Annotated in this window: 20 protein-coding genes and 1 pseudogene; 12 read left to right on the top strand and 9 right to left on the bottom strand. The window is 70.4% G+C overall.

The genetic code is table 11. From position 1 onward, the window contains the following. Positions 1 to 59: 59 nt before the first annotated feature. Both ABZO29_RS37760 and ABZO29_RS37755 read left to right on the top strand, forming a co-directional pair. On the top strand, positions 60 to 839 hold the full coding sequence (locus ABZO29_RS37760) for an SDR family NAD(P)-dependent oxidoreductase (protein ID WP_367324683.1): 780 nt from the start codon (positions 60 to 62) through the stop codon (positions 837 to 839). A gap of 491 nt (positions 840 to 1,330) precedes the next feature. Next, the gene (locus ABZO29_RS37755) at positions 1,331 to 2,140 is read left to right on the top strand and encodes a PhzF family phenazine biosynthesis protein (protein ID WP_367324682.1); all 810 of its coding nucleotides are present in this window, start codon (positions 1,331 to 1,333) and stop codon (positions 2,138 to 2,140) included. A gap of 28 nt (positions 2,141 to 2,168) precedes the next feature. Here ABZO29_RS37755 and ABZO29_RS37750 read toward each other — a convergent pair whose 3' ends face one another. After that, positions 2,169 to 2,948 carry a CPBP family intramembrane glutamic endopeptidase gene (locus tag ABZO29_RS37750; protein WP_367324681.1) on the bottom strand — a complete coding sequence of 260 codons (780 nt, stop codon included), beginning with the start codon at positions 2,946 to 2,948 and terminating at the stop codon, positions 2,169 to 2,171. Positions 2,949 to 3,155: 207 nt separating this feature from the next. On the opposite strand from ABZO29_RS37750, the gene ABZO29_RS37745 reads away from it, so the two are divergent. Next, the gene (locus ABZO29_RS37745) at positions 3,156 to 4,928 is read left to right on the top strand and encodes a substrate-binding and VWA domain-containing protein (RefSeq protein ID WP_367324680.1); all 1,773 of its coding nucleotides are present in this window, start codon (positions 3,156 to 3,158) and stop codon (positions 4,926 to 4,928) included. A gap of 12 nt (positions 4,929 to 4,940) precedes the next feature. On the opposite strand, the gene ABZO29_RS37740 is transcribed toward ABZO29_RS37745, so the two are convergent. Then, positions 4,941 to 6,458 (bottom strand): glutamate-cysteine ligase family protein, encoded by a 1,518-nt coding sequence (locus ABZO29_RS37740; protein ID WP_367324679.1) that lies wholly within the window; start codon positions 6,456 to 6,458, stop codon positions 4,941 to 4,943. A gap of 561 nt (positions 6,459 to 7,019) precedes the next feature. Here ABZO29_RS37740 and ABZO29_RS37735 point away from each other — a divergent pair. From ABZO29_RS37735 to ABZO29_RS37725, 3 genes are all read left to right on the top strand, one after another. Beyond that, positions 7,020 to 7,604: a hypothetical protein gene (locus ABZO29_RS37735; RefSeq protein ID WP_367324678.1), complete on the top strand. Its 585-nt coding sequence runs from the start codon at positions 7,020 to 7,022 to the stop codon at positions 7,602 to 7,604. A gap of 416 nt (positions 7,605 to 8,020) precedes the next feature. Next, entirely contained in the window at positions 8,021 to 8,227 is a 207-nt protein-coding gene (locus ABZO29_RS37730; protein WP_367324677.1) for a DUF5999 family protein, read from the top strand. Between the two features lie 242 nt (positions 8,228 to 8,469). Next, positions 8,470 to 9,612: a LacI family DNA-binding transcriptional regulator gene (locus ABZO29_RS37725; RefSeq protein WP_367324676.1), complete on the top strand. Its 1,143-nt coding sequence runs from the start codon at positions 8,470 to 8,472 to the stop codon at positions 9,610 to 9,612. Positions 9,613 to 10,007: 395 nt separating this feature from the next. Here the strand turns inward: ABZO29_RS37725 and ABZO29_RS37720 are convergent, their stop codons facing one another. Genes ABZO29_RS37720 through ABZO29_RS37705 form a run of 4 tightly spaced genes read right to left on the bottom strand, consistent with a single transcriptional unit; the run spans position 10,008 to position 14,258 of the window. Beyond that, a complete protein-coding gene (locus ABZO29_RS37720) occupies positions 10,008 to 11,081 on the bottom strand; it encodes an endo-1,4-beta-xylanase (RefSeq protein ID WP_367324675.1) in 1,074 nt (357 codons plus the stop codon). A gap of 55 nt (positions 11,082 to 11,136) precedes the next feature. Then, on the bottom strand, positions 11,137 to 11,901 hold the full coding sequence (locus tag ABZO29_RS37715) for a carbohydrate ABC transporter permease (RefSeq protein ID WP_367326349.1): 765 nt from the start codon (positions 11,899 to 11,901) through the stop codon (positions 11,137 to 11,139). A gap of 59 nt (positions 11,902 to 11,960) precedes the next feature. Continuing rightward, positions 11,961 to 12,959, bottom strand: coding sequence for a carbohydrate ABC transporter permease (locus ABZO29_RS37710; protein WP_367324674.1), 999 nt, complete (start codon positions 12,957 to 12,959; stop codon positions 11,961 to 11,963). 6 nt (positions 12,960 to 12,965) lie between these two features. Then, on the bottom strand, positions 12,966 to 14,258 hold the full coding sequence (locus ABZO29_RS37705) for an extracellular solute-binding protein (RefSeq protein ID WP_367324673.1): 1,293 nt from the start codon (positions 14,256 to 14,258) through the stop codon (positions 12,966 to 12,968). A 759-nt stretch (positions 14,259 to 15,017) separates the two neighbouring features. On the opposite strand from ABZO29_RS37705, the gene ABZO29_RS37700 reads away from it, so the two are divergent. Further along, positions 15,018 to 16,970, top strand: a complete 1,953-nt coding sequence (locus ABZO29_RS37700; protein ID WP_367324672.1) for an amino acid transporter — start codon at positions 15,018 to 15,020, stop codon at positions 16,968 to 16,970. Between the two features lie 82 nt (positions 16,971 to 17,052). Further along, complete coding sequence (locus tag ABZO29_RS37695; protein ID WP_367324671.1) at positions 17,053 to 17,448, top strand: molybdopterin-binding protein; 396 nt, start codon at positions 17,053 to 17,055, stop codon at positions 17,446 to 17,448. On the opposite strand, the gene ABZO29_RS37690 is transcribed toward ABZO29_RS37695, so the two are convergent. Together ABZO29_RS37690 and ABZO29_RS37685 are read right to left on the bottom strand one after the other, a co-directional pair. Next, positions 17,449 to 18,141, bottom strand: coding sequence for a M24 family metallopeptidase (locus ABZO29_RS37690; RefSeq protein WP_367324670.1), 693 nt, complete (start codon positions 18,139 to 18,141; stop codon positions 17,449 to 17,451). Continuing rightward, positions 18,131 to 18,530: pseudogene (locus ABZO29_RS37685) on the bottom strand (hypothetical protein). The gene ABZO29_RS37690 and the pseudogene ABZO29_RS37685 overlap by 11 nt, the downstream one beginning before the upstream one ends. Before the next feature lie 268 nt (positions 18,531 to 18,798). On the opposite strand from ABZO29_RS37685, the gene modA reads away from it, so the two are divergent. From modA to ABZO29_RS37665, 4 genes are all read left to right on the top strand, one after another. Next, the gene (gene modA / locus ABZO29_RS37680; RefSeq protein ID WP_367326348.1) at positions 18,799 to 19,587 is read left to right on the top strand and encodes a molybdate ABC transporter substrate-binding protein; all 789 of its coding nucleotides are present in this window, start codon (positions 18,799 to 18,801) and stop codon (positions 19,585 to 19,587) included. After that, positions 19,584 to 20,429 (top strand): molybdate ABC transporter permease subunit, encoded by an 846-nt coding sequence (gene modB / locus ABZO29_RS37675; RefSeq protein WP_367324669.1) that lies wholly within the window; start codon positions 19,584 to 19,586, stop codon positions 20,427 to 20,429. Before modA ends, modB begins: the two co-directional genes overlap by 4 nt. Before the next feature lie 31 nt (positions 20,430 to 20,460). Then, on the top strand, positions 20,461 to 21,552 hold the full coding sequence (locus ABZO29_RS37670) for an ABC transporter ATP-binding protein (protein WP_367324668.1): 1,092 nt from the start codon (positions 20,461 to 20,463) through the stop codon (positions 21,550 to 21,552). Positions 21,553 to 21,623: 71 nt separating this feature from the next. Further along, positions 21,624 to 22,046: a molybdopterin-binding protein gene (locus ABZO29_RS37665; protein ID WP_367324667.1), complete on the top strand. Its 423-nt coding sequence runs from the start codon at positions 21,624 to 21,626 to the stop codon at positions 22,044 to 22,046. A 50-nt stretch (positions 22,047 to 22,096) separates the two neighbouring features. On the opposite strand, the gene gcvP is transcribed toward ABZO29_RS37665, so the two are convergent. Next, positions 22,097 to 24,982 (bottom strand): aminomethyl-transferring glycine dehydrogenase, encoded by a 2,886-nt coding sequence (gene gcvP / locus ABZO29_RS37660; protein ID WP_367324666.1) that lies wholly within the window; start codon positions 24,980 to 24,982, stop codon positions 22,097 to 22,099. Positions 24,983 to 25,017 lie beyond the last annotated feature (35 nt).

The raw sequence follows: 25,017 nt of genomic DNA, 5'->3' as shown, positions 1-25,017 counted from the left end.
GTCCCGTCGCGTTCCGCCCCCGGCGCTGTCGCCGCGAACGCCCGGTCTAGGGTGCGGGAATGACCTCGAACAGCTACCTCTCCGAACTGTTTTCACTGGAAGGCCGGGTCGCCCTTGTGACGGGCGGCAGTTCCGGCATCGGCCGGGCCATCGCCGGGGCCCTCGCCCGAGCGGGGGCGAGCGTCGTGATCGTGGCGCGCAGGGAGGCGGAGCTGGCCGAAACGGTCGACGAGCTGGTGGCCGACGGCTGCCGGGCGGCCTGGGTGAGCGCCGACCTGAGCACCCGCGAGGGCGTGCGCGCGGCGGCGGAGGAGGCGGCCGGGGTGTTCGGCGAGCCCGACATTCTCGTCAACAGCGCCGGGATCAACCTGCGGCCGCCGATGAGCGAGCTGGGCGAAGACGTGTGGGATGCCACGATGGCGGTGAACCTCGAGGCGCCCTACTTGCTGGGCCAGCGGTTCGGGCCCGGCATGGCCGAGCGGGGCTTCGGGCGGATCATCCACATCACCTCCCAGCAGGCGCACCGGGCGTTCGTCCGGAGCGGCGCCTATGGCGTCTCCAAGGGGGCACTGGAGTCGCTGGCCCGCTCACAGGCAGAGGCATGGTCGCCGCACGGCGTCACCTGCAACACGCTCGTGCCCGGCTTCGTCCCGTCCCCGCTCAACGCGCAGTTGTCGTCCGACCCGGAGAAGGTGGCGGCCCTGGCCGCCCGCACACTGGTCGGGCGCAACGGCCTGCCCCAGGACTTCATGGGAGCGGCGGTGTTCCTGGCCGGCCGCGCCTCCGGCTATGTCACCGGGCAGGCGATCTTCGTCGACGGCGGGTTCTCCGTTCACTGAGCCCGTCGCCGAATCGGATCAGTCGTCGTCCAGGTTCATCCGCCCCGAACCGGTCGGCGGCCGGGCAGGAGACGGCTGCGAAGTCGTCCAGCGCCCCCTCCCCCTCGCTTCTCCCCCCGCCTCGCCCGATGAGGCCGGACGAGAATCACTGGACGACCGAAGTCGGTCCGCACCTCGCCGCGAGCGACCGCCCTTCGGACCGCGCCGGGAGGCGCACGTCGGTACCGGCGGCGCCGGACGCAGCCGCCGTACGAGGGAGTACCCCTGCCGGTCCGTCGCGACGCCGTCGACGGCGACACCCGCCCGCCGCTCCGGCGACCGGCCGCGACGAGCGCGCCGACGGCGACCGGGAAGGACATCCCCCAGCCGCGCCCGCTCCCGGCGGCCCGTCGCAGCGATGCCCGCCCGCCGGACGGTGAACCCGAAACCGGTCCAGGACTCGCGGATTGGCCTTGGCCCGCGTTTTCCCGGATCCTCTAGCGTCCCCGGACATGAGGATTCGAATCGTCGACGCGTTCACCGACCGCCCCTTCGCCGGCAACCCGGCCGGGGTCCTGCTCCTCGACGCCTTCCCGGACGACTCCTGGCTCCAGAACGTCGCCCTGGAGGTCAACCACGCCGAGACGGCGTTCGCACACCGCCTCCCCGAGGGCGGCGAGGCCGACTGGGCGCTGCGCTGGTTCACGCCCGCCACCGAGGTCAACATGTGCGGCCACGCCACCCTCGCCACGGCCCACGTCCTGCACTCCACGGGCACCCACGAGGGCCCGGTACGGTTCGCGACCCGCAGCGGCGTCCTCATCGCGACGCCCCGCGAGGACGGCTCGATCACCCTGGACTTCCCGACCGCCCCGCTCACGCCGGTCGAGATCCCGGAGGGGGTCGCCGTTGCCCTCGGCGCCGAGCCGCTCACCGCGTTCGACACCGGCCGGAACGTCGGCGACCTGCTCGTGGAACTCGCCGACGAGAAGGCCGTCCACGCCCTGCGCCCCGACCACATGGCCCTCGGCGCCTACTCGGAGCGCGGCATCATCGCCACCGCCCGCGCCGACGATCATGCCCGCGGCTACGACTTCGTCTCCCGATGCTTCTTCCCGAACGTCGGCATCCACGAGGACCCGGTCACCGGCAGCGCCCACACCGCGCTCGCCCCGTACTGGTCCGAGCGCCTCGGCCGCCCCGACCTCACCGGCCTGCAGGCCTCGCCCCGCTCCGGCCGGGTCCGCACCGAGCTGCGCGGCGACCGCACGCTGCTGAGCGGGCGTGCGGTGACGGTCATCGAGGGGGAGCTGCTGGCCTAGCTCATGGCGCGAGCACGCTGCCGGTGGCTCACGCCGTCGGCAGCCACCCCACCTTCCCCGCCAGCAGCGCATACCCGACGAACGCCCCGATGTCGAGCAGGGAATGCGCCACCACCAGGGGACCGACCCGGCCCCAGCGCCGGTAGAGGAAGACGAACACCACGCCCATCGCCATGTTGCCGACGAAGCCGCCGATGCCCTGGTAGAGGTGGTAAGAGCCACGCAGTACGGAACTGGCCACCAGCGCGCTGCCGGGCGTCCAGCCCAACTGGTCCAGCCGGCGCAGCAGATAACCGACGACGATGACCTCTTCGAGGACGGCGTTCTGCAGTGCGGACATGATCAGCACCGGGTACTTCCACCACACCTCCGGCAGTGCCTCCGGCACCACCGTCAGGTTGAAACCCAGCCCGCGTGCGGCCAGGTAGAAGGCGATTCCGGTGCTGCCGATCACCGCGGCGATCGCCGCTCCACGGCCGAGGTCGAGCCAGGGCCGTGTGCGGTCGAAGCCGAGCGTGCGCAGGCTCTCGCCCTCGCGCATCAGGAAGTGCGCGACGAGCGCGACGGGCACGAGCGCCGCGGCGATCCAGAAGAGCTGCCAGGCCAGATCCAGCCAGGGACGACCCGGCGCGGCCGAGGCGTTGAGGGTGGCCGCCTGCTCCTTCAGGCCCCCGGGTTCGGTGACCGATCCGACAAAACTGATCAGGGCTGACACACCGCTCTTACCGAGTGAAAGACCCAGAACGAGCAGCGTCTCGGCACGGAAGATCCGTTGCGAGGGCCGCTCCTGCGGAAAAGAATCGGCCACTCAGCCCGCCTCCCCCTGCACACTTGCCTCCAGTTGACTAATCCCGCCTCATCCCCATCGCCACCCCGCTAGGGTCTCGAAAGTAGTTACGAAAATCGTGCGCGACAGGCCGTTGGGGGGACGGACGCCGTACGGGGCGTACCTCCCCCTTGCCTGCCTCACGGCCGTCTTCCGGCACGAGGTTCAACAGGGAGGGGCACCACCGTCATGGGACGTCACAGCTTGCCCGATCAGTATGGGGCGGGCGGCAGCGACCCCCGCCCACGTGCGCGCCGCCGCACGGTGGCCGTCACGACGGTCCTCGTCCTCACCGTCGCCGGCGGTGCCGCGGCCGCCGTGAGAGGCGGGCTGCTCTCCTTCGGATCCTCCTGCCAGGACAATCCGGTGCGGCTGAAGCTGGCCGCCTCCCCCGATGTGGCTCCCGTCCTGACGGCCGCGGCGAAGCGGGCGCGCGACACCGGCATCACCTCCGACGGGCGCTGCCTCGCCGTCACCGTCGAGGCGGCCGAGTCCTCCAAGGTCGCGGACACGCTCACCGCGGGCAGGACGCCGGGCGTGCAGGCGTGGGTGCCGGACTCGGACATCTGGCTCGAGCGGATCACCGCGGAGGCCAAGGCGAAGCAGCTGGACCCAGTGGGCAACATCGCCTCCACGCCCATCGGGGTGGCGATGGTCCCCACCGCCGCGAAGGCACTGGGGTGGCCGCAGAAGACGTACAGCTGGCTCGAGCTGGCCGGCGCCACCCTGCAGGACGACTCCGTGCGGCTGGGCGCGGCCGACCCCTCGCGCAGCGCGACCGGGCTGCTCGCGCTCGCCCAGCTGACCACGGCCGCCGGCCAGGTCGAAGGCGCGGAAACCCAGGCCGCCGCCATGATGAAGACGCTGTCGCAGCGCACCTCCGACAGCGACGCCCAGGTCCTGGACACGCTGCCGCGCGACTCCTCGGGCACCGAGCAGGGCAATCCCAAGCGCAACCAGGCGCTGATCCTCACCGAGCAGGCGGCGTTCACCCACAACTCCTCCGCCGAGGGCGGGGCCGCACTGCAGATGTTCTATCCGAAGGACGGCTCACCCCGGCTCGACTACCCGTTCGTGCTGGTCGACCAGCCGCGGCAGACGACCGACGAGAGCAGGGCCGCAATCCGGTTCATGACCTATCTGCACCAGCCGGACCAGCGCAAACTGCTCGAGAAGCACGGCTTCCGTACGTCCGACGAGGACGCCCCGCAGGCAGTGGTCGCCGAGGCGGGCGGCAAGAGCCCGCAGCCGTACGCCGAGCCGGCGGCGGACACGGCCTCGGACTCCGCGCTGCAGGAGGCGCTCGGCACATGGACGATCACCGTGCAGAGCGCGCGGCTCACCACGGTCGTGGACGCCTCGTCGTCGATGTCGGAACCGGTGCCGGGCACCGGTCAGTCGCGGATGGACGTCACCAAGGCCTCGCTGCTCCAAGCCCTCGCCACCTTCACTCCGGACGACGAGATCGGCCTGTGGATGTTCTCCACCAAGCTCGACGGCGACAGGGACTACCGCGTGCTCGTGCCGACCGAACGGCTCGGCGACAGCGCGGGCAGCGGCACACAGCGGGACAAGCTGTCGTCGGCGTTCGGCGGTCTGCGCGCGATCCCCAACGGAGCGACCGGTCTGTACGACACCACGCTCGCCGCGTACAAGGCGGCGACCTCCTCCTACGTCAAGGGCAAGTTCAACGCGCTGGTCGTGCTGACCGACGGTGTGAACCAGGACCCGGGCAGCATCTCCCGCACCACCCTCGTCACCGAGCTCCGGAAACTCACCAGCCCCGAGCGTCCGGTCCCGCTCATCATGATCGCCGTGGGTCCCGACGCCGACAAGGGGGAGGCCGAGCAGATAGCCAGGGCCACCGGCGGCTCCGGCCAGTCGGTCACGGACCCCGCACAGATCCACACGGTGATCCTGAAGGCGATCGTGGCGGCGGGGGCGCCGGGAGGCGGAGACTGACGAAACCTTCCCTCACCCCAGCGCGACCGGCTCCGGCAGCCCCACCGGCCACGTGTGCGCCGGCTCGCCGCGGTGCATCAACTCGCAGTACCTGCGAGTGGTCGCGGCCAGCGCGGCATCCCGCGGAAGCCCCGTCTCCAGCGCCCGGTGGAAAGTGGCCGCCTGCCACGCCGCACCGTTCGTCCGCCGTCGGCACCGCTCCTCGATCACGCCCAGATACAACTCCCGGTCCGCCGGTTCGACGCCCCACGCCGCCAGCCCGGCCTCCGCGAGCGGCAGCAGTTCCTCGCGTACGAGACTGACCGCGTCGACCTGGCTCGTGCCGCCCAGCCGTCCGCGCCGCGGCCACTCCAGTCGCGCGTCGATGCCGTACCGGCACGCGGCGTCGAAGTTCGCGGCGGCGGCCTCGAACGGCATCCGGGTCCACACGGGCCGCGGCTCCTCGGCCAGGGCGCGGACGACGCCGTAGTAGAAGGCCGCGTTGGCGATGACATCCGTGACCGTGGGTCCGGCGGGCAGGACGCGGTTCTCCACACGCAGATGCGGGACGCCGTCCGCGATGCCGTAGACCGGGCGGTTCCAGCGGTAGATGGTGCCGTTGTGCAACACGAGCTCGGCGAGCGTCGGGATCCCGCCCTCGTCGAGGACGTCGAGGGGATCCTCCTCGTCGCAGATCGGCAGCAGCGCCGGGTAGTAGCGCAGGTTCTCCTCGAACAGGTCGTACGCCGAGGAGATCCACCGCTCGCCGAACCAGGTGCGCGGCCGCACGCCCTGCGCCTGCAGTTCGGGCGGGCGGGTGTCGGTGGACTGCTGGAACAGCGGGGGCCGCGACTCGCGCCACAGTTCGCGCCCGAAGAGGAACGGCGAGTTGGCGCCGAGGGCGATCTGCACCCCGGCGACGGCCTGCGCGGCGTTCCACACGTCGGCGAAGCGGCCCGGGGTCACCTGCAGGTGCAGTTGCACGGAGGTGCACGCGGCTTCCGGCGCTATGGACTTGGACGTGCACGTCAGGCGCTCCACGCCGTCGATGTCGAGCACGAAGTCCTCGCCGCGCGCGGCCACGATCTGGTCGTTGAGGAGGGTGTAGCGGTCGACGGCGGAGAGATTGGACGACACGAGGTCGTCGCGGTCGAGTGTCGGCAGAATGCCGATCATCACGATTCCGGCGTCGAGTTCACCGGCTTTTCGATGGGCATATGCCAGGGACGTACGGAGTTCCTCGGCGAGCCGGTCGAATACCCGGCCGCCCAATCGGTGTGGGGCTATGTTGACTTCCAGGTTGAACATGGCGAGTTCTGTTTGGAAATCGCGGCTCGCGATCCGCTCGAGTACTTGCGCATTCAGCATTCTCGGCAGGCCGTCGGCGCCCGCGAGATTCAATTCGATCTCGAGCCCCATGAGGTTCTTCGGACGGTCGAACCGCTTCTCCTCCAGCAACCGCTCCAGCCCCGTCAGGCACCGCCGGAGCTTACCGCGGTAGAGCTGGCGATCGGACAGGTCGAACCCACCTGCCACGACCTTCTCCCCCATGGCAGCGTCCCTCCTCGCATGGGCAGGCCGGTGACCCGCCCGCCGGTGTCCCGGTCAGGTGGGATGATGCCCAGCCGAAGCCATCGATAACGTCCCGGCCGGACCCGGCGCCCGCTACTCTGATGCACATGCCCAGAGGCACATTCACCGGGCATGGGGCAGTACGCAGTTTCGAGTACCCGTGGGATACTCGTGAAAAACGCCGACGAGAATGGGCCGACCGCCCGCGGCACATATCCCGAGGTCATCGCAACGCCGCCGGTTCGGAACCGGGAGGATTACCGCGTAACGCCGACCGAATGCTCCCTTGCCATGCTCGCGGGAAACGACTAGACGAAACACAGTCTGAACACATGTCGTATAAACTCCGCGAACAAGGTAGAAGGTTGGCGCCCGCGGTCGATGGAACCTGCCGTCACGGCGACGGACGGCAGGCCGCACCCACACCTCTCGTTCACAGACCCCGGCCCCTGCCTCTCTGACCCCCCGAGAGCAGACAGCGTCGTCCGCCCCCGCCCCGCCCTCGCGCCACCGTGCCTGTCGAATGAGAGGCGACCCACCATGCCGCTGCATGTTCCCCCGGCTCCCGCGCCCGCACTTCGCACGGTCCTCACGGCACTCGGTTCCCCCACCGCGGTCCGCGAGGCACGAACACCCTCCCTGCGCACCGCACAGGGACCGGCCACCCCGGAACTCCCACTGCCCCTCCACGTCCTGGACCGGATCACCGCCGAGGGCGTCTCCGCCACCAGGCTGACCGGGTGGCGCTTCCTGATGCACTGCGGCGGCAGCGCGGTGGCCGCCGCCGAGACCCGACTGACCCCGGACGGCTGGGTGTTCTCGCACTTCTTCGAGGGTCCCTACATCGCCTCCACCGAGCGGGCGCTGCGCCAGGCCGAGACGATGCAGCAGCCCTACCAGCCCCGTCTGCTGTCGATGCCGGGCCTCTACATGCTGACCCTCTGGCTGCACGGCGACTGCACCGCGGACGCCGCCACCGGCCATCCCGCAGCCACGGATCTGCTCGTCCCGCTGGCGCCGGCGCCACCCGGCATCGCCGCCCACCGGCCGCACCGGGTCGCCGAACTGCTCCCGATACTGACGACTCGGGTGACCCCCGTGCCGTTGCTGGGATCGCCCGCCTGAAATCCGGCACCGATCGCCTCAAGGCAGACCTCGTACCTCGCCGCCCATTCCGGGTAGCGGGGTACGACTGTGTTTCGGGAACACCTGGGCCTGCAATTGAGAAACCGCGATGCTCGTACGAGCAATTCGCCGCTCGTACGAGCTCGAAATGCCCTCGACTCGTCCGGACTAGCCCCATCCGGCCATCACGAACCACCCGAAGTGGCAGTCCAGTTGGGATGAACCATCCGCCCGGGCGATGCGTCATCAACCTGTGAGAAGCGGTGCTGCGAAATCCCTGCGGATTGACGCCCGTGGGGCAACACTGGTTTCAGACCGACTTATCACAACGGGGGGCGGCCATGAACGAAGCTTCGAGCCGCGAAACAGACACGACAGCCATCTCACAGATCACAACAGAGCGAAAGATCCCACCCATGTGCCAGCACCAGCCACCGTGTCCGACAGCATCCTCCGCCGACCGGGAGTCCGCCCGCCTCATGGCGCACCACCCGGAGCAGGGCTGGAGCCTGCTGTGCAACGGCGTTCTCCTCTTCGAGGACACCGGTGAGCTCCTGCCGGACGGCCAGATCATCGCCCCGCACCGCCTGCTGGACGCCAGCCGGGTAGTGACGGCCGCCTGAAACACCACCGGGCGGTACGCGAAACACCGCCCGGAGACATGAGGGGCCGGCCCGCAGACACTCGCTGCGAACCGGCCCCGACGCATGTCCGAGGGCAGTCACGCACCGTAGTGCCGCGACTCTGCCCTTGCGACGGCTTCCCACGGCCGCACGTTTTCCGGAAGACTCCTGGAAGTCTCGCCGGGGCCTGCCCGGAGCGACGGAGGTGGGGAACGGCAGCGCGCGAGGCGGACGCCGAAGCGGTGTCCGAGGCCCGGGGCAAGGTCACGATCACGGAGATCGCCCGGCAGGCCGGGGTCTCGGTGCCAACCGTGTCCCGGGTGGTCAACGGCCGGTCCGATGTGTCGCCGCAGACCCGTGCCCGGGTCGAGGACCTGCTGCGCCGGCACGGCTACCGCAGGCGCTCCGCGGCCTCCCCCACCCGCGCCGCTCTGCTCGACCTGGTCTTCAACGACCTCGACAGCCCCTGGGCGGTGGAGATCATCCGCGGCGTCGAGGAGATCGCCCACGCGGCCGGCGTCGGCACGGTGGTGTCGGCGATCCACGGGCGCTCCGGTGACGCCCGCGAGTGGATGCGCAACCTGCGGGCCCGCGCCTCCGACGGCGTCATCCTCGTCACCTCGGCCCTGGAGCCGGTCCTGCACGAGGAGTTGCGCGTCCTCGGCGTTCCGCTGGTGGTTGTCGACCCGACGGGTTCCCCAGCCCTCGACGTCCCCACGATCGGCGCCGCCAACTGGGTGGGCGGCCTGGCGGCCACCGAGCACCTGCTGTCCCTCGGCCACCGCAGGGTCGGCCTGATCGCCGGGCCGCCCCGGCTGCTGTGCTCCCGGGCCCGCCTCGACGGCTACCGCGCGGCCCTGGAGGGTGCCGGCATCGCGGTCGACGAATCCCTGGTCGTGCCCGGCGACTTCCACCCCGAGTCCGGCTTCACCGGCTGCAACGCCCTCCTCGACCTGCCCGAGCCGCCGACCGCGGTCTTCGCGGCCAGCGACCAAATGGCACTCGGCGCGATCGAGGCGCTGCGCCGGCGCGGGCTGCGGGTGCCGGAGGACGTGAGCGTGGTCGGTTTCGACGACCTTCCGGAAGTACGGTGGTCCGCACCACCGTTGACCACCGTCCGCCAGCCACTCGCCGACATGGGCAAACTCGCCGTCCGCACGGTGCTGCGCCTGACCCGTGAGGAGCAACCGGACTCGCCCCGGGTCGAGTTGGGCACGGAACTGGTCGTCCGGTCGAGCACGGCACCGCCGGCTGATGGGGACGCGCACGCGGTACCGCCGCCCCGAACGGCAGCGCGCACGTCACCACCGGCCCAGCCGGGTGCGCGCACAACGAACCGGACACAAACAGCCACGAACACACCACCCCCGCCACAAACACCCTGAGCCCGCACCGCCGACCCGGACGCACACACCCCACCCCCGCCCCGAACCCGTGCGCACCCAGCACCGCCGGCCCAGCCGGGAACCCCCACAACGAACCGGACACAAACAGCCACGAACACGGCACCCCGCCACAGACACCCTGAGCCCCCACCCCCGACACAACCGGCCGGCGCGCGCATGGCGGACCGGGGTGGCGCTTCAGGTAGGCACGAAGACCGCGCGGCCGACGCAGACGGCCTGACACGCGCCGCCCGCGCGGCACCGGCTCGGCCCCGGCACAGTCGCCCGTCGCCGCTTTCGAACGGCAACCGGCCCGGCGGTGCCCCATACCGCCGGGCCGGGCCGACCCGGCGGGCTCCCCCTCGCATGCCGCCGGGCGCCTTGGAGTGGCATCGTCACTTGGCTGCCAGCGCCTCCCTGATCGCGAAGTACGCCGGCTTCGGCCGGAGCTGCTCGTCCCACGGCAGCGCGGCCCCCTGTCCCGGGAAGAACGCCGGGATCCAGGAGTACTTGTCGGTGTAGTCCCACACCGTGATCCCCACGCACCGGCGCACCGAGAGACAGGCGTCGGTCAGGTCCCGGTACCAGTCGGCCTGTTGCGCCAGCTTCTCCTCGGTGGCAGGCAGCAGCATCCGTACGTCGACCTCGGTGAGCGCGGTGTCGAGGCCGAGCCGGGAGAAGCGACGAAGGTTGTCCTCGAGGGTGGTCGGATAGCCGTACTGCAGGGCGAGATGGGCCTGCAGCCCGATCCCGTCGAGCGGAATGCCCTGCGCCTTCAGCTCCTTCGCCAGGTTGTGGTACGCGTCGCTCTTCGGGCCGATCGCCTCGATGTTGTAGTCGTTGAGATAGAGCTTGGCGTGCGGGTCGGCCTGGTGGGCCCAGCGCAGGGCGTCGGCGATGTAGCCGGGGCCGAGCGTCTTGTAGAAGATCGTCTCGCGATAGGTGCCGTCCTCGTTGAACGCCTCGTTGACGACGTCCCACGCGTAGACCTTGCCGCGGTAGTGGCGTACTTCCGTCTGGATGTGCTTCTTCAGCACGGCCCGCAGCTCGCCGGCCGTCCACTCGCGGCTGGTCAGCCAGCCGGGCAGCTGGCTGTGCCAGACCAGGGTGTGGGCGCGGACCCTCTGGTGGTTCTTGCGGGCGAGGCTGACGATCTCGTCACCCTTGGACCAGTCGAAGACGCCCTGCTGGGGCTCGGTGGCGTACCACTTCATCCCGTTGCCGGGCGTGATCATGTCGAACTCGCTGCCGAGGATCGCCGTGTAGGCGGTGTCGGTGAGTTCGGGGTTGTCGGTGGCGCTGCCGAAGTAGCGGCCGTGGCGCTGGGCGAGGTCCGCGAGCGTCAGGGGCTTCTCGTGGGCCTGGGCCGCCGGGCCGGTGGCGATGCCCGCGGCGACCAGGACGGTGGCGAGGGCCCCGGCGATTCTGAGCCGGGTGCGGGAGCGGATGGTCCTGCGCGTCGTGCTCATGGTGCGACTCCTCACGGTCGGGGGTGGTGGTGAGCCGTACGTCCGCGGGCGCGGGTCATCCCTTGGTGGCGCCGGCGGTGAGGCCGCCGACGAGCTGGCGCTCGGCGACGGAGTAGAAGGCGAGGGCGGGGACCATCGCCAGGACGAGGTAGGCGAAGACGCGGGCGTAGTCCGCGGAGTACTGGCCCTGGAACTGCTGCACTCCGATGGGGAGGGTCCACCATGTGTTGTCGGTGAACACCAGCAGCGGCAGGAAGAAGTTGTTCCAGCTGGTGACGACGGCGAGCACCGAGACGGTGCCGAGCGCGGGCCGCGCCATGGGCAGCAGCACCCGCCAGAAGAACCCGAGGGAGCTGCACCCGTCGAGCGTCGCGGCCTCCTCCAGCTCGCCGGGGATCTCCCGGAAGAACCCCCGCAGGATGATGATCGTCATCGGCAGCCCGAAGGCGGCCTGCGGGAGGATCACACCCAGGGGGTTGTCCAGCAGACCGAGGGAGCGCAGCAGCAGGAACAGGGGCAGTGCCGCCACCGCGAAGGGGAACATCAGCCCCAGCGTGAACAGTGTGAACAGCAACTCCCGCCCACGGAAGGCGAACCGGGCGAAGGAGAAGGCGGCGAGCGCGGAGACCGCGACGACGATCACCGTCGTGCCCACCGCGATCAGTGTGCTGTTGCCGATCAGCCGCCAGAAGTCGCCCGAGCCGAGGATGCCGGTGTAGTTGCCGGTCACCCACGGGTCGGGCAGTCCGATCGGGTTGCGGGAGAGCTGGTCGGTGGACTTGAAGCCGGAGAAGACGGCGTACAGCAGGGGTACGGCCATCACCGCGCCGACCGCGACGAGGACGGCGTGCAGCGGCAGGTTCCGTGCGGTCTTGCGGGTCACTTCCCGTCTCCCCTCATGGTCGTGGTGGCCCCTTCGAGGTCGCGGCGGAGCACGAACCGCTGGTAGGTGAGGGCGAAGACGAGGCTGATGCCGAACATGACCACGCTGATCGCGCTGGCGTAGCCGACCTGGTAGCGCTTGAAGCCGTACTGGAACATGGTCACGGCCATGGTTTCGGAGTGGTGGTCGGGGCCGCCCTGGGTGACGACCCACACCAGGTCGAAGAGCTGGATGGACCCGATGACGGACAGGAAGACGCTGATGCGGAGCGTGGGCGCGAGCAGGGGCAGGGTGACGTTGCGGAAGCGCTGCCAGGGGCCCGCGCCGTCGATGAGTGCCGCCTCGGTCAACTCGGCGGGGATGGACTGGAGTCCGGCCAGGTAGAGCATCATGTGGAAGCCGAAGTACTTCCAGGTCATGACCAGGAAGAGGGTGGCCATCACCATGGAGGGATCGGCGAGCCACTCCCCGCCCAGACCGTCGAGGCCGATGCCGCCCAGGAGATGGTCGGCGAGGCCGTCGTCGGGCGCGAAGATCATGCCGAACAGCACGCCGGTGATGGCCTCGGACAGCACGTACGGCCCGAAGAACAGCATGCGGTAGCAGGCCCGGCCGCGAATCCGCTGGTTGAGCAGGACGGCCATGGCGAGCGCGAACGGCAACTGGAGGGCGAGCGACAGCACGACGAGGATCAGGCAGCGCCACAGGTCGCCCAGGAAGACGGGGTCGTCGAAGAGCCGGGTGAAGTTGTCCGCGCCGATGTAGTCGGAGGGCATGCCGAAGCCGCCCCAGCGGAAGAACGCGGCGTACAGCGCGAACATCATCGGCAGCAGCACGAGCCCGATGAACAGCACCAGGGCGGGCAGTTGGAAGCCGACCGCGGTGAACCAGTTCAACGCGCGTCGGCGGGCCCGCCCCCGGGCCGCGGCGACGGCCGGGGGCGGCACGTCGCTGTCGGGCCCGGTCCGCTTGTCCGGAAGGAACGTGGAGGTCATCGGCGACTACTGCTCTTCCTTCGCGGTCTTCGTGATCGACTCGGTGACCTGCTTCGGCGACTTGGATCCGGCGATGAGCGCGGCGACGCTGTCGTTGACCTCCTGGCCGACGGCGGGCGCGTACGCCTGGTCGAGGTAGAGCTGGAAGCCGGTGGCGCCCTTCAACTGCGCCTGTACGGCCTTGATGTTGGGGTCGGAGATGGCGCTCTCGGCCGCCGGTACGACGGGGAGGACGCCCGTCTTCTTGACGAGTTCCAGGTCGGTGGCCTCGGAGGCGAAGAACTTCAGGAAGTCGACGGCGGCCTGCGGGGCACCCTTGCGCAGGGCGTGTCCGCCGCCTCCGCCGAACACCTCGGTGATCGTGCCCTTGCCGCCCTCGACCGCCGGGAACGGGAAGAAGCCGAGGTCGGCCCCGAGGCCCTTGCCCGCGTCGGCCTCGACGACCGGGGCCCACTGGCCCATGAGTTCCATCGCCGCCTTGCCGTTGCCGACGGCGGCGGCCTGGCCTGTGGGGCTGGAGTAGGCGGCGCCGAGGAAGCCCTTCTGGAACGGCTGGAGGTCGACGAGGTCCTGGAGGTGCTGGCCGGCCTGAACGAAGTCGTCCCCGGTGAAGTCCTTGTCGTCGTTGGCCTTCTGCAGGGCGTCGGCGCCCGCGGTGCGCATGGCCAGGTAGGCCCAGTAGTACATGCCGGGCCACTTCTCCTTGCCCGCGAGGGCTATGGGGGTGATGCCCTTCGCCTTCAGCCTGCGCACCGCGTCGAGGAAGCCGTTCCAGGTGGTGGGGGGCGCACTGACACCGGCCTGCTTGAAGAGTGCCTTGTTGTACCAGAAGCCGATCATGCCGATGTCGAACGGGATGCCGTACACCCTGTCGTCGAGGATGTACGGCTGCTTCGCCACCGGCAGGAGACCGTCGGCCCACGCCTTGGTGCGGTCCGTGACATCCTCGACGAGGCCGGCGTCGACCTGCTGCTTCAGGACGCCGCCGCCCCAGGTGTGGAAGATGTCCGGGAGCTTCCCGGAGGCGGTCAGCGCGGTCATCTTCGACTTGTAGGCGTCGTTCTCGAGTTGAACGATCTTTATCTTGACCTTGGGATTCCGGTCCTCGAACTTCTTGGCGAGTCCGGCCCAGACGTCCTTCGTGGGCTGGGTCGTGGAGATGTTCCACCACTCGATCGTGGTCGTCCCCGACGACCCTCCGTCCGAGTCGCCGCCGCAGCCGCTCAGTGCCGTCATGCTCAGACCGGCCGCGGCGGAGGCCGCCAGGAAGCCGCGGCGGGACAGTGCCGGGTCGCCCATCATGCGCTCCTTGAGGTACGGGACGGCTCGTTCACATCCGTCCACAGGGGCAGTACGAAAGTTTCGACGTGAACACAGAAAGCTTCGCTGCTGCCGCACCCTAGAGACAGCGTCCGATGGGTGGCAAGCCCTTGTACGCAGCGAATTCACCACCGACCTGTCCACGCTTCCGGGCAGTTGGGATCAGGGGGACACGACCGCGACCGGGGCGCGCCGCCCGCATGGAAGCCCTCGGCGGCGGGTTCTCGTACGCCCGCACGTGCGCCGGCCCTTCGAGCTGGCGAAAGTTTCGACTTGATCAACGAACATTACGCAACAGGGTCCGCCTCGATGTCGGTGGGCCTCGATACCCGTCGGTGCTGGTGCCGTTCTGCCACCTGCGTCGGCGTCGGCCGGCTGCGGCGACACCAGAACAGCGTCGCCGCCGACCGGCCTCGACGGGCAGGGACGGAAAAAAGGGTCCCGGAGGCCGGTCGCTCGCGAGGGGCTCGCGTCCGGCAGAGGCCGTACGCCCATGACACTGGGTGGCCGACCGGGACCACCGACGGCCCCTTCCCTGGGCGGCCCGGTCGACCCCGATGCCCCCATACGCCCCGGTCCTGGCCACAGCCCACACCCCATCGGGCCGAGTCTTAACGGAAGCTTGACGCGTATCGCGCCGTGATCCATGGGCCCAGACGTCACTCTCCGCTTACGCTGGTGCGGCCGTCCGCGTGATGGCCGGAACCGCACGCTGAGCCGCACATCAGGAGCACGCCGATGGCCACGACCGAACACCCTCCTCCCAGCCGCCTGCGCGCCTGGATGCTGGAGGGCCTGTCCGACATGGGCAAGGGTCACGGTCAGCCGAGTCCACAGGCCGAGGCGGAGCCCGCGCACAAGGGCCAGCCCTGGTACCGGGTCATGTGCCTGACCGGTGTCGACTACTTCTCGACCCTCGGCTACCAGCCGGGCATCGCGGCCCTGGCAGCTGGTCTCCTGTCGCCCATCGCGACCGTCGTGCTCGTGATCGTCACCCTGGCGGGCGCCCTGCCCGTGTACCGGCGCGTGGCCGAGGAGAGCCCCCACGGCGAGGGCTCGATCGCGATGCTGGAGCGACTGCTGTCCTTCTGGAAGGGCAAGCTGTTCGTCCTGACCCTGCTCGGCTTCGCCGCGACCGACTTCCTGATCACCATCACCCTGTCGGCCGCGGACGCCTCGACCCACCTCGTCGAGAACCCGCATCTGAACAGCGCCCTGCACGACAAGCAGATGCTGATCACCCTGATCCTCGTGGCCCTGCTCGGCGCGGTGTTCCTCAAGGGCTTCCTCGAGGCGATCGGCGTGGCCGTGGCCCTGGTCGTGGTCTATCTCGGACTCAACACGGTCGTCGTGGCCGTCGGCCTGTGGCACGTGATCACCGCCGGCCACGTGGTCACCGACTGGTCCAACGCGCTCACCGCCGAACACGGCAACGTCTTCGTCATGATCGGCGTCTCCCTGGTGGTCTTCCCGAAGCTGGCCCTCGGCCTCTCCGGCTTCGAGACCGGCGTCGCCGTCATGCCCCACGTCCAGGGCGACCCGCGCGACACGGAGGAGGCGCCGAAGGGTCGCATCCGGGACACGAAGAAGCTGCTGACGGCCGCCGCTCTGATCATGAGCGTCTTCCTGATCACCACGAGCTTCATCACCACCGTGCTGATCCCGGAGAAGGACTTCGAGCCCGGCGGCCCGGCCAACGGGCGTGCGCTGGCCTATCTGGCGCACGACTATCTGGGCGGCGCCTTCGGCACCGTCTACGACGTGTCGACGATCGCGATCCTGTGGTTCGCCGGTGCCTCGGCCATGGCAGGACTGCTCAACCTGATGCCGCGCTACCTGCCCCGTTACGGCATGGCCCCGCACTGGGCCCGCGCCGTCCGCCCGATGGTGATCGTCTTCACCCTGATCGCCTTCCTGGTCACGTGGATCTTCGACGCCGACGTCGACGCCCAGGGCGGCGCCTACGCCACCGGCGTCCTGGTGCTGATGGCCTCGGCGGCGATCGCGGTGACCATCGCCGCCCGCCGCGCCCAGCAGCGCAGCTGGGCCATCGGCTTCGCGACCGTCTCCGCGGTCCTGCTCTACGTCACCGTGGTGAACGTCATCGAGCGCCCCGACGGTGTCAAGATCGGCGCCTGCTTCATCGCGGGCATCATCCTGGTCTCACTGCTGTCCCGGCTCGCCCGCGCCTTCGAGCTGCGCGTGACGAGCGTGACGCTCGACGACATGGCGGAACGATTCGTCCGTGACATGTCCAGCCGGAAGATACGGTTCATCGCCAATGAGCCGGACCGGCGGGACAAGGCCGAGTACCGCGACAAGATCGAGCAGATCCAGGCGGACAACGACATCCCGGGCGGGGACTTCGTCTTCGTCGAGGTGACGGTCACCGACCCGTCCGAGTTCGAGGCCGGGCTGATCGTGCGCGGTGAGGTCCTGCACAACCGCTACCGGGTGCTCACTCTCGAGTCCTCCTCCATCCCCAACGCCCTGGCCGCGCTGCTCCTCCACGTGCGCGACTCGACCGGCTGCACCCCGCACATCTACTTCGAGTGGACCGAGGGCAACCCGTTCGCCAACTTCCTGCGCTTCTTCCTCTTCGGCCAGGGCGAGGTCGCCCCGGTCACCCGCGAGGTCCTGCGCGAGGCGGAACCGGACCGCGCCCGGCGGCCGCGCGTCCACACGGGCTGACACCGGCGGCGGTTCGCCCCTCAAGACACCCAGGGCCACCCCTCATCCGCTGTTCCCTCCCCGCGGCCCTATCGTGACTCGCATGCAGTCCTACACGATCGGCCAGGCGGCGCGGCTGCTCGGCGTGAGCCCGGACACCACGCGGCGCTGGGCGGACGCCGGCCGGGTGGCGACCCACCGCGACGAGACCGGCCGCCGGCTCATCGACGGCAAGGCCCTCGCCGCGTTCTGCGTCGAACTCGCCAAGTCCGGAAGCGGCGACGAGGACACCCCGTACACCTCGGTCCGCAACGCCTTTCCCGGCATCGTCACCGCGATCAAGCTCGGCGACGTCGCCGCGCAGGTCGAGATCCAGGCCGGCCCGCACCGCCTGGTCTCCCTGCTGACCCGCGAGGCCGTCGAGGAACTGGGCCTGGAGGTCGGCATGGAGGCCACGGCCCGCGTGAAGTCGACGAACGTACACATCGACCGCGTCTGATCAACCGAGCGTGAGCAGCTCCTCGTAGAAGCCGCCGAAGCCCCGCTGCCGGTCGACCAGGTGCACCTCGAGGATCCAGTGGCAGGTTCGCCCCGCCCGGTCGGTGCGCCGCAGCGGGGTGTCGTTGGCGGGCGTGATGTACGACTCCACGTCCGCGCCCTCGATCCACTCGTGCGGGAACTCGCCGACCAGGTGCCCGGCGTGCCAGCCGCCGAGCTCCCACCCCGCGGCCGCGGCCAGCCTCTCGACCTCGGTGTACAGCCGCTGTCCCGTGGTCTCCGGATCGCCCTCGAAGAAGCGCCGCCCGGCCGCGAACACCTCGGGCAGGTCGTCGCGCAGCCGCTGCTTGACCGGATCGCCGCCCAGGACGACCGTCCGCCCGAAGTCGGCCTCGTACTCCTCGAAGATCGGCCCGAAGTCGGCGAACACGATGTCGTCCGCGCCGATCACGCGGTCGGGCGGGTTCTCCTTGTACGGCAGGAGCGTGTTCGGCCCGGAACGCACGATCCGTTTGTGCCAGTGCCGGGTCGTGCCGAACAGTTCGTTCGCCAGGTCCCGGATCCTGTCGCTGACCGCCCGCTCCCCCTCCCCCGGCGCGACGAGCCCGCGCTCCTCGACCTCCGCGAAGAGCAGCGCGGCCTTCGCCTGGGCATCGAGCAGCCGCGTGGCACGCGTCGATTCGTCATCCACCATGACTGCGAACGTACGGGCCGGGATCTTGCCGGGCAACGGGACATGGGCGCCCCGGCTCCTGTCCGCCGTCCACGCGTATCGCGTCGAATCCCGCTGATGCACCGGTCTCCGCACCGATCCTGCGGCAGGACGAACCGGGGTCCGTCGCCCGTCGAGCGGGCGCCGTCGATGCCGGCCCCGAGCAGGACCGGAGCACGCCCGAAGTCGGGACTGATCTCCGCCCACGACAGCAGGGCACGATGGCCGTCCGCCCCCGTCACGGCGATCAGGAAGCGCAGCCGCTCCTTGTGCCGCGCGGGATCGAGGCCCGGACCGGCGTGCGAACAGCAGCGGCCCGGCACACACCCGCACCTGGCCTGCGGCCAGGCCGGCAGGTCCGCCACGGTCAGCCGGGCCGGGCGGGCGGACCTCCGGTCACCATCGCCTCCCGCATGACGGTGCCCGGGCCCAGGCGCCGTAGAATCGCATATACGAACTCACAAGCCCTGATCGTCGGGCTCATGCAATGAGACAGGACATCCACACCTCGCATATGCGGCTGTACCATCACCACAACACGGTCGTCGACGGGCCGTGGAAGGGCGCGACAGCTTTTCCGTGGAGACCCAGAGGAGTAGATCCGTGAAGACCCGTTCCGCGCGCCGGACCCGCCGGAGGATGCAGGTGACCGGCGCAGGCGCCGCCGCGCTGCTGGCCCTGAGCGCCTGCTCCTCCTCCGACGACTCCTCCTCGTCCTCGTCGGGCTCCTCGGCATCGTCCTCCCCCAGACTCTCCGGCACGGTGACCGTCTTCGCCGCCGCCTCCCTCAAGGACAGCTTCACGACCCTGGGCAAGGAGTTCGAGAAGGCCCACCCGGGCACGAAGGTGACCTTCAACTTCGGTGGCAGCGACACCCTCGCCGCCGGCATCGCCGACGGTGCCCCCGCGGACGTCTTCGCCGCCGCCAGCGCCAAGACCATGGGGATCGTGACGGACAAGGGGGACAACGCGACCACGCCGGTGGTCTTCGTCCGCAACCAGCTGGAGATCGCCACCCTGCCCGGCAACCCCGACAAGGTCTCCTCCCTCAAGGACCTCACCAAGTCCGGCCTGAAGGTCGTCCTGTGCGACAGGGCGGTGCCCTGCGGCGCCGCCGCCCAGAAGGCCCTCGACGCCAGTGGTGTCAAGCTCACCCCGGTCTCCTACGAGCAGGACGTCAGGAGCGCACTGACGAAGGTCGAGCTGAAGGAGGCCGATGCCGCGGTCGTCTACAAGACCGATGTGAAGGCGGCGGGTGACAAGGTGGAGGGCGTGGAGTTCCCCGAGTCGGCCAAGGCCGTCAACGACTATCCGATCGCGCTGCTGAAGAACGCACCCAACGCCGAGGCGGCCGAGGCGTTCATCGCACTGGTGCGGTCCGCCGAGGGCCGGCAGGTCCTGACCGAGGCCGGATTCCTGCAGCCATGACCTCCCTCGGCAAGACCGGCGCCGCGGACACCCTGCAGGGCGGTCCGCGGCCCGGTCGCGTCCGGACCCGCGTACCGCTGCCCCTCCTCCTGCCCGCGCTGATCGGCCTGGCCTTCCTCCTCCTGCCGCTCGTCGCCCTGCTCGTCCGGACGCCGTGGCGCAGCCTGCCCGGCCGGCTGACCAGCGCCGAGGTGTGGCAGGCGCTCCAGCTGTCCCTGGTGTGCGCCACGGCGGCGACGGCGGTGAGCCTGGTGATCGGCGTCCCGCTGGCCTGGCTCCTGGCCCGTACGGACTTCCCCGGCCGCGGCCTCGTCCGCGCCCTTGTGACGCTGCCCCTCGTCCTGCCCCCGGTCGTGGGCGGTGTCGCCCTGCTGATGGCGCTCGGCCGCAACGGCGTCGTCGGCCGGTGGCTGGATTCCTGGTTCGGGATCACGCTGCCGTTCACGACGGCGGGCGTCGTGGTCGCCGAGGCGTTCGTGGCCCTGCCGTTTCTCGTCATCAGCGTCGAGGGCACCCTGCGGGCCGCCGACCCGCGTTACGAGGAGGCGGCCACCACCCTGGGCGCGTCCCGCTTCACCGCGTTCCGCCGGGTCACCCTGCCGTTGATCGCGCCGGGCATCGCGGCGGGCGCGGTGCTGGCCTGGGCGCGCGCGCTGGGCGAGTTCGGCGCGACGATCACCTTCGCGGGCAACTTCCCCGGCCGCACCCAGACCATGCCCCTCGCCGTCTACCTGGCGCTGCAGAACGACCCGGAAGCGGCGATCTCGCTCAGCCTGGTCCTGCTGGCGGTGTCGATCGCGGTGCTGGCCGGTCTGCGGGACCGCTGGATGACGACGTCGTGACGACACCTCCCGGATCCTGGACGATCTCCTCATGACCGACCTCGACGACACCACCGTCGGCCTCACCACCCGGGCCTCGGGCGGCCAGGGCCTCGACGCCCGTCTCGTCGTGGAGCACGGCTCCTTCCGCCTGGACGTCGCCCTGACAGCGGCTCCCGGTGACGTCGTCGCGCTTCTCGGCCCGAACGGTGCCGGCAAGACCACCGCCCTGCGCGCGCTCGCCGGACTCGTCCCGCTCACCGGCGGTCATCTGCGGCTGGACGGTGCCGCGTTGGACCGTACGCCGCCGGAGTCCCGCCCGGTCGGCGTGGTCTTCCAGGACTATCTGCTCTTCCCCCACCTGACCGCCCTGGACAACGTGGCCTTCGGCCCGCGCTGCCACGGGGTCGGCAAGGCGGAGGCCCGCGCGCAGGCCGCAGAGTGGCTCGGCCGCATGGGCCTCGCCGACCGTGCCGGCACCAAGCCCCGCCGTCTCTCCGGCGGCCAGGCCCAGCGTGTCGCCCTGGCCCGCGCCCTGGCCACCCGTCCCCGGCTGCTGCTCCTCGACGAGCCGCTGGCGGCCCTCGACGCCCGTACCCGCCTCGAGGTGCGTGCCCAACTCCGCCGCCACCTGTCCGAGTTCGAGGCCGTCGCCGTCCTGGTCACACACGATCCGCTGGACGCCATGGTGCTGGCCGACCGGCTCGTCGTCATCGAGCACGGCGAGGCGGTCCAGGAGGGCACCCCCTCCGACATCGCCCGGCACCCGCGTACGGACTACATCGCACAGCTGGTCGGCCTGAACCTGTACCGGGGGTGGGCCAAGGGGCACACGGTCCGGCTCGACGCCGGCCCCTCCGTGACCACTTCGGAAGTCCTCTCGGGACCGGCCTTCGTGGCCTTCCCGCCGGGCGCGGTCACCCTCCACCGTGACCGCCCCACCGGCTCCAGCGCCCGCAACCTCTGGCGCTGTCAGGTCGCCGGCCTCGAGACCCACGGCGACCAGATCCGCGCCGACCTCACCGGCGAAATCCCCCTGGCCGCCGACCTCACCACGGTCGCAGCGGCCGAACTGGACCTGCACCCGGGCGCGCAGGTGTGGGCGACGGTCAAAGCGACGCAAACTCATGCATACCCGGCCTGAGGAGCCGCCGGGGCTACGGTGTGAATCACCCGGTTCCACCCCGCTCCCCCACCTTCTGTGAGGCGTTCCCCATGAGCCTGAGCATCCGCAACCAGCTCCCCGGCACCGTCACCGAAGTCACCCAGGGCGAGGCCATGGCCGCCGTCAAGGTCCGACTGACGGGCGGTCAGGACCTCACGGCGGCGATCACCGTGGAGGCCGTCGAGGACCTCGGCCTCACCACGGGCTCCGCCGTACGCGCCCTGGTGAAGTCGACCGAGATCTCCCTCGCCACGGGCCTCGTCGGAGGCCTCTCCATCCGCAACCAGCTGCCCGGCAAGGTCACCGACGTCATCACCGGCACCGCGATGGCGACCGTCAAGATCGCCGTCGACGGCACCAGCGAACTGACCGCAGCGATCACCAAGGACGCCGCCACCGATCTCGGCCTCGCGTCAGGCACACCCGTCGTCGCCCTGATCAAGTCGACCGAGGTGTCGCTCGCGACAGCCTGAAAGGGAAAGGGCCCCCGCCTCGACCAGGCGGGAGCCCTTCACGCGCCGGCTCAGTCCTGGTACGCGTCCAGCGGGGGGCACGAGCAGACCAGGTTCCGGTCACCGAAGGCCTGGTCGATGCGGCGCACCGGCGGCCAGTACTTGTCGGCGGCCGAGACACCGGCCGGGAACACCGCCTCCTCACGGCTGTACGCGTGCTCCCACTCCCCGCCCAGCGCGGCCGCGGTGTGCGGGGCACCCCGCAGCGGGTTGTCGTCGGCCGGCCACTCGCCCGCTCCGACCTTCTCGATCTCCGCGCGAATGGCGATCATCGCCTCGCAGAAGCGGTCCAGCTCGATCAGGTCCTCGGACTCGGTCGGCTCGATCATCAGCGTCCCGGCCACGGGGAAGGACATGGTCGGCGCGTGGAAGCCGTAGTCGATCAGCCGCTTGGCGATGTCGTCGACGCTCACGCCCGTCGCCTTCGTCAGGGGCCGCAGATCGATGATGCACTCGTGCGCGACGAGTCCGCCGGGGCCGGTGTAGAGCACCGGGTAGTGCGGCTCGAGCCGCTTGGCGATGTAGTTGGCGCTGAGCACCGCCACCTGCGTCGCCCGCTTGAGCCCCTCGCCGCCCATGAGCCGGACGTACGCCCACGAGATCGGCAGGATGCCCGCGGAGCCCCAGGGGGCCGCCGAGATCGGGCCCACACCCGTCTCCGGGCCGGCCGCGGGCTGCAACGGGTGGTTCGGCAGGTACGGCGCCAGGTGCGAGCGTACGGCCACGGGGCCCACGCCCGGACCGCCGCCGCCGTGCGGGATGCAGAACGTCTTGTGCAGGTTCAGGTGTGAGACGTCACCGCCGAAGTGCCCGGGCTTGGCGAGCCCCACCAGGGCGTTCAGGTTGGCACCGTCGACGTACACCTGCCCGCCGGCGTCGTGCACCTGTCCGCAGATGTCGGCCACGTGCTCCTCGAACACGCCGTGCGTGGAGGGGTACGTGATCATCAGCACGGCGAGCTCGTCACGGTACTGCTCGATCTTCGCGCGCAGGTCCTCGACGTCGATCTCGCCGTCCTCGGCGGTCTTCACGACGACGACCTTCATACCGGCCATGACGGCGCTCGCGGCGTTGGTGCCGTGCGCGGAGGAGGGGATGAGGCAGACCGTGCGCTGATCGTCGCCGTTGCCCCGGTGGTAGCCGCGCACGGCGAGCAGCCCGGCCAGCTCGCCCTGCGATCCGGCGTTGGGCTGCAGGGACACCTTGTCGTACCCGGTGGCCTCCGCGAGTCGCTCCTCCAGCTCGCGGATGAGCGTGAGATAGCCCTGCGCCTGTTCGGCGGGCGCGAAGGGGTGCAGCTGCCCGAACTCGGGCCAGGTGACCGGCTCCATCTCCGTGGTCGCGTTGAGCTTCATCGTGCAGGAGCCCAGCGGGATCATGCCGCGGTCGAGGGCGTAGTCGCGGTCGGCGAGCCTGCGCAGGTACCGCAGCATCGCGGTCTCGGAACGGTACTGGTGGAAGACCGGGTGGGTCAGGTAGTCGTCGGTGCGCAGCAGCTCGTCCGGAAGGGCGTCCTCGGTGGCGGCGTCCAGCGCCTCGATGTCGCCCTCGACCCCGAAGGCGTTCCACACGGCGCCGATCTGGGCCCGCGCGGTCGTCTCGTCGCAGGCGAGGGAGACGTGGTCCGCGTCGACGAGGTGCAGGTTGACGCCGTTGCGGCGCGCGGTGGCGACCACTTCGGCGGCACGGCCCTCGGCGCGCACGGTGAGCGTGTCGAAGTAGGAGCCGTGGACGACCTCGAGGCCGCCGGCGGTGAGTCCCGCGGCGAGGATCGTGGCGTAGCGATGCGTCCGCCGGGCGATGGCCTTCAGACCCTCGGGCCCGTGGTAGACGGCGTACATCCCCGCCATGACGGCGAGCAGCACCTGGGCGGTGCAGATGTTGCTGGTCGCCTTCTCGCGGCGGATGTGCTGCTCACGGGTCTGCAGCGCGAGCCGGTAGGCCTTGTGCCCGTCCGCGTCCACGGACACGCCGACAAGGCGTCCGGGCAGGCTGCGCGCGAACTTCTCGTGGACGGCCATGTATCCGGCGTGCGGCCCGCCGAAGCCCATCGGCACACCGAACCGCTGCGTCGTACCGACCGCGATGTCCGCCCCCAGCTCACCGGGCGACTTCAGCAGGGTGAGCGCGAGCAGATCGGCGGCAACGGTGACGAGGGCACCCAGCTCGTGCGCCTGCTCGATCAGGGGCTTGATGTCGCGTACGGCGCCGGAGGCGCCCGGGTACTGGACCAGCACGCCGTTGATCTCACGCCCGGCGATCTGGGCGGGGATGCCGTCGCTGAGGTCGGCGACGACGACCTCGACACCGGTCGGCTCGGCGCGCGTCTCGATCACGGCGACGGTCTGCGGCAGCGTGTCCGCGTCGACCAGGAAGAGGCCCTTCTTGTTCCTGCCCATGCGCCGGGACAGCGCCATGGCCTCGGCCGCGGCCGTGCCCTCGTCGAGCAGCGAGGCACCGGAGGTCGGCAGGCCGGTGAGGTCGGCGACCATGGTCTGGAAGTTCAGCAGCGCTTCGAGGCGCCCCTGCGAGATCTCCGGCTGGTACGGCGTGTAGGCGGTGTACCAGGCGGGGTTCTCCATGACGTTCCGAAGGATCACCGGCGGTGTGAACGTCCCGTAGTAGCCGAGCCCGATCATGGAGTCGAGCACCTGGTTGCGATCGGCCAGCGAACGCAGCTCGGCCAGCACCTCGGCCTCGGTGCGCGCGCCCGGCAGGTCCAGGGCATCGGCGTTCTTGATCACATCCGGGACCGCGGCGGCGGTCAGCTCGTCGAGCGAGCCGTAGCCGACCTGCGCGAGCATCTTGGCCCGGGCCTCATGGTCAGGGCCGATGTGGCGCTGCTCGAAGGGAATTCCCTGCTCGAGCTCGGAGAGCGGAATGCGATGGGCGGTCATTGCGGAGGCCTCCTGGTCTGACGCGACCTTCGAGG

The organism is Streptomyces sp. HUAS ZL42, from assembly GCF_040782645.1.
Taxonomy (GTDB): domain Bacteria; phylum Actinomycetota; class Actinomycetes; order Streptomycetales; family Streptomycetaceae; genus Streptomyces.
This window is presented reverse-complemented; position numbering and strand designations above follow the sequence as displayed.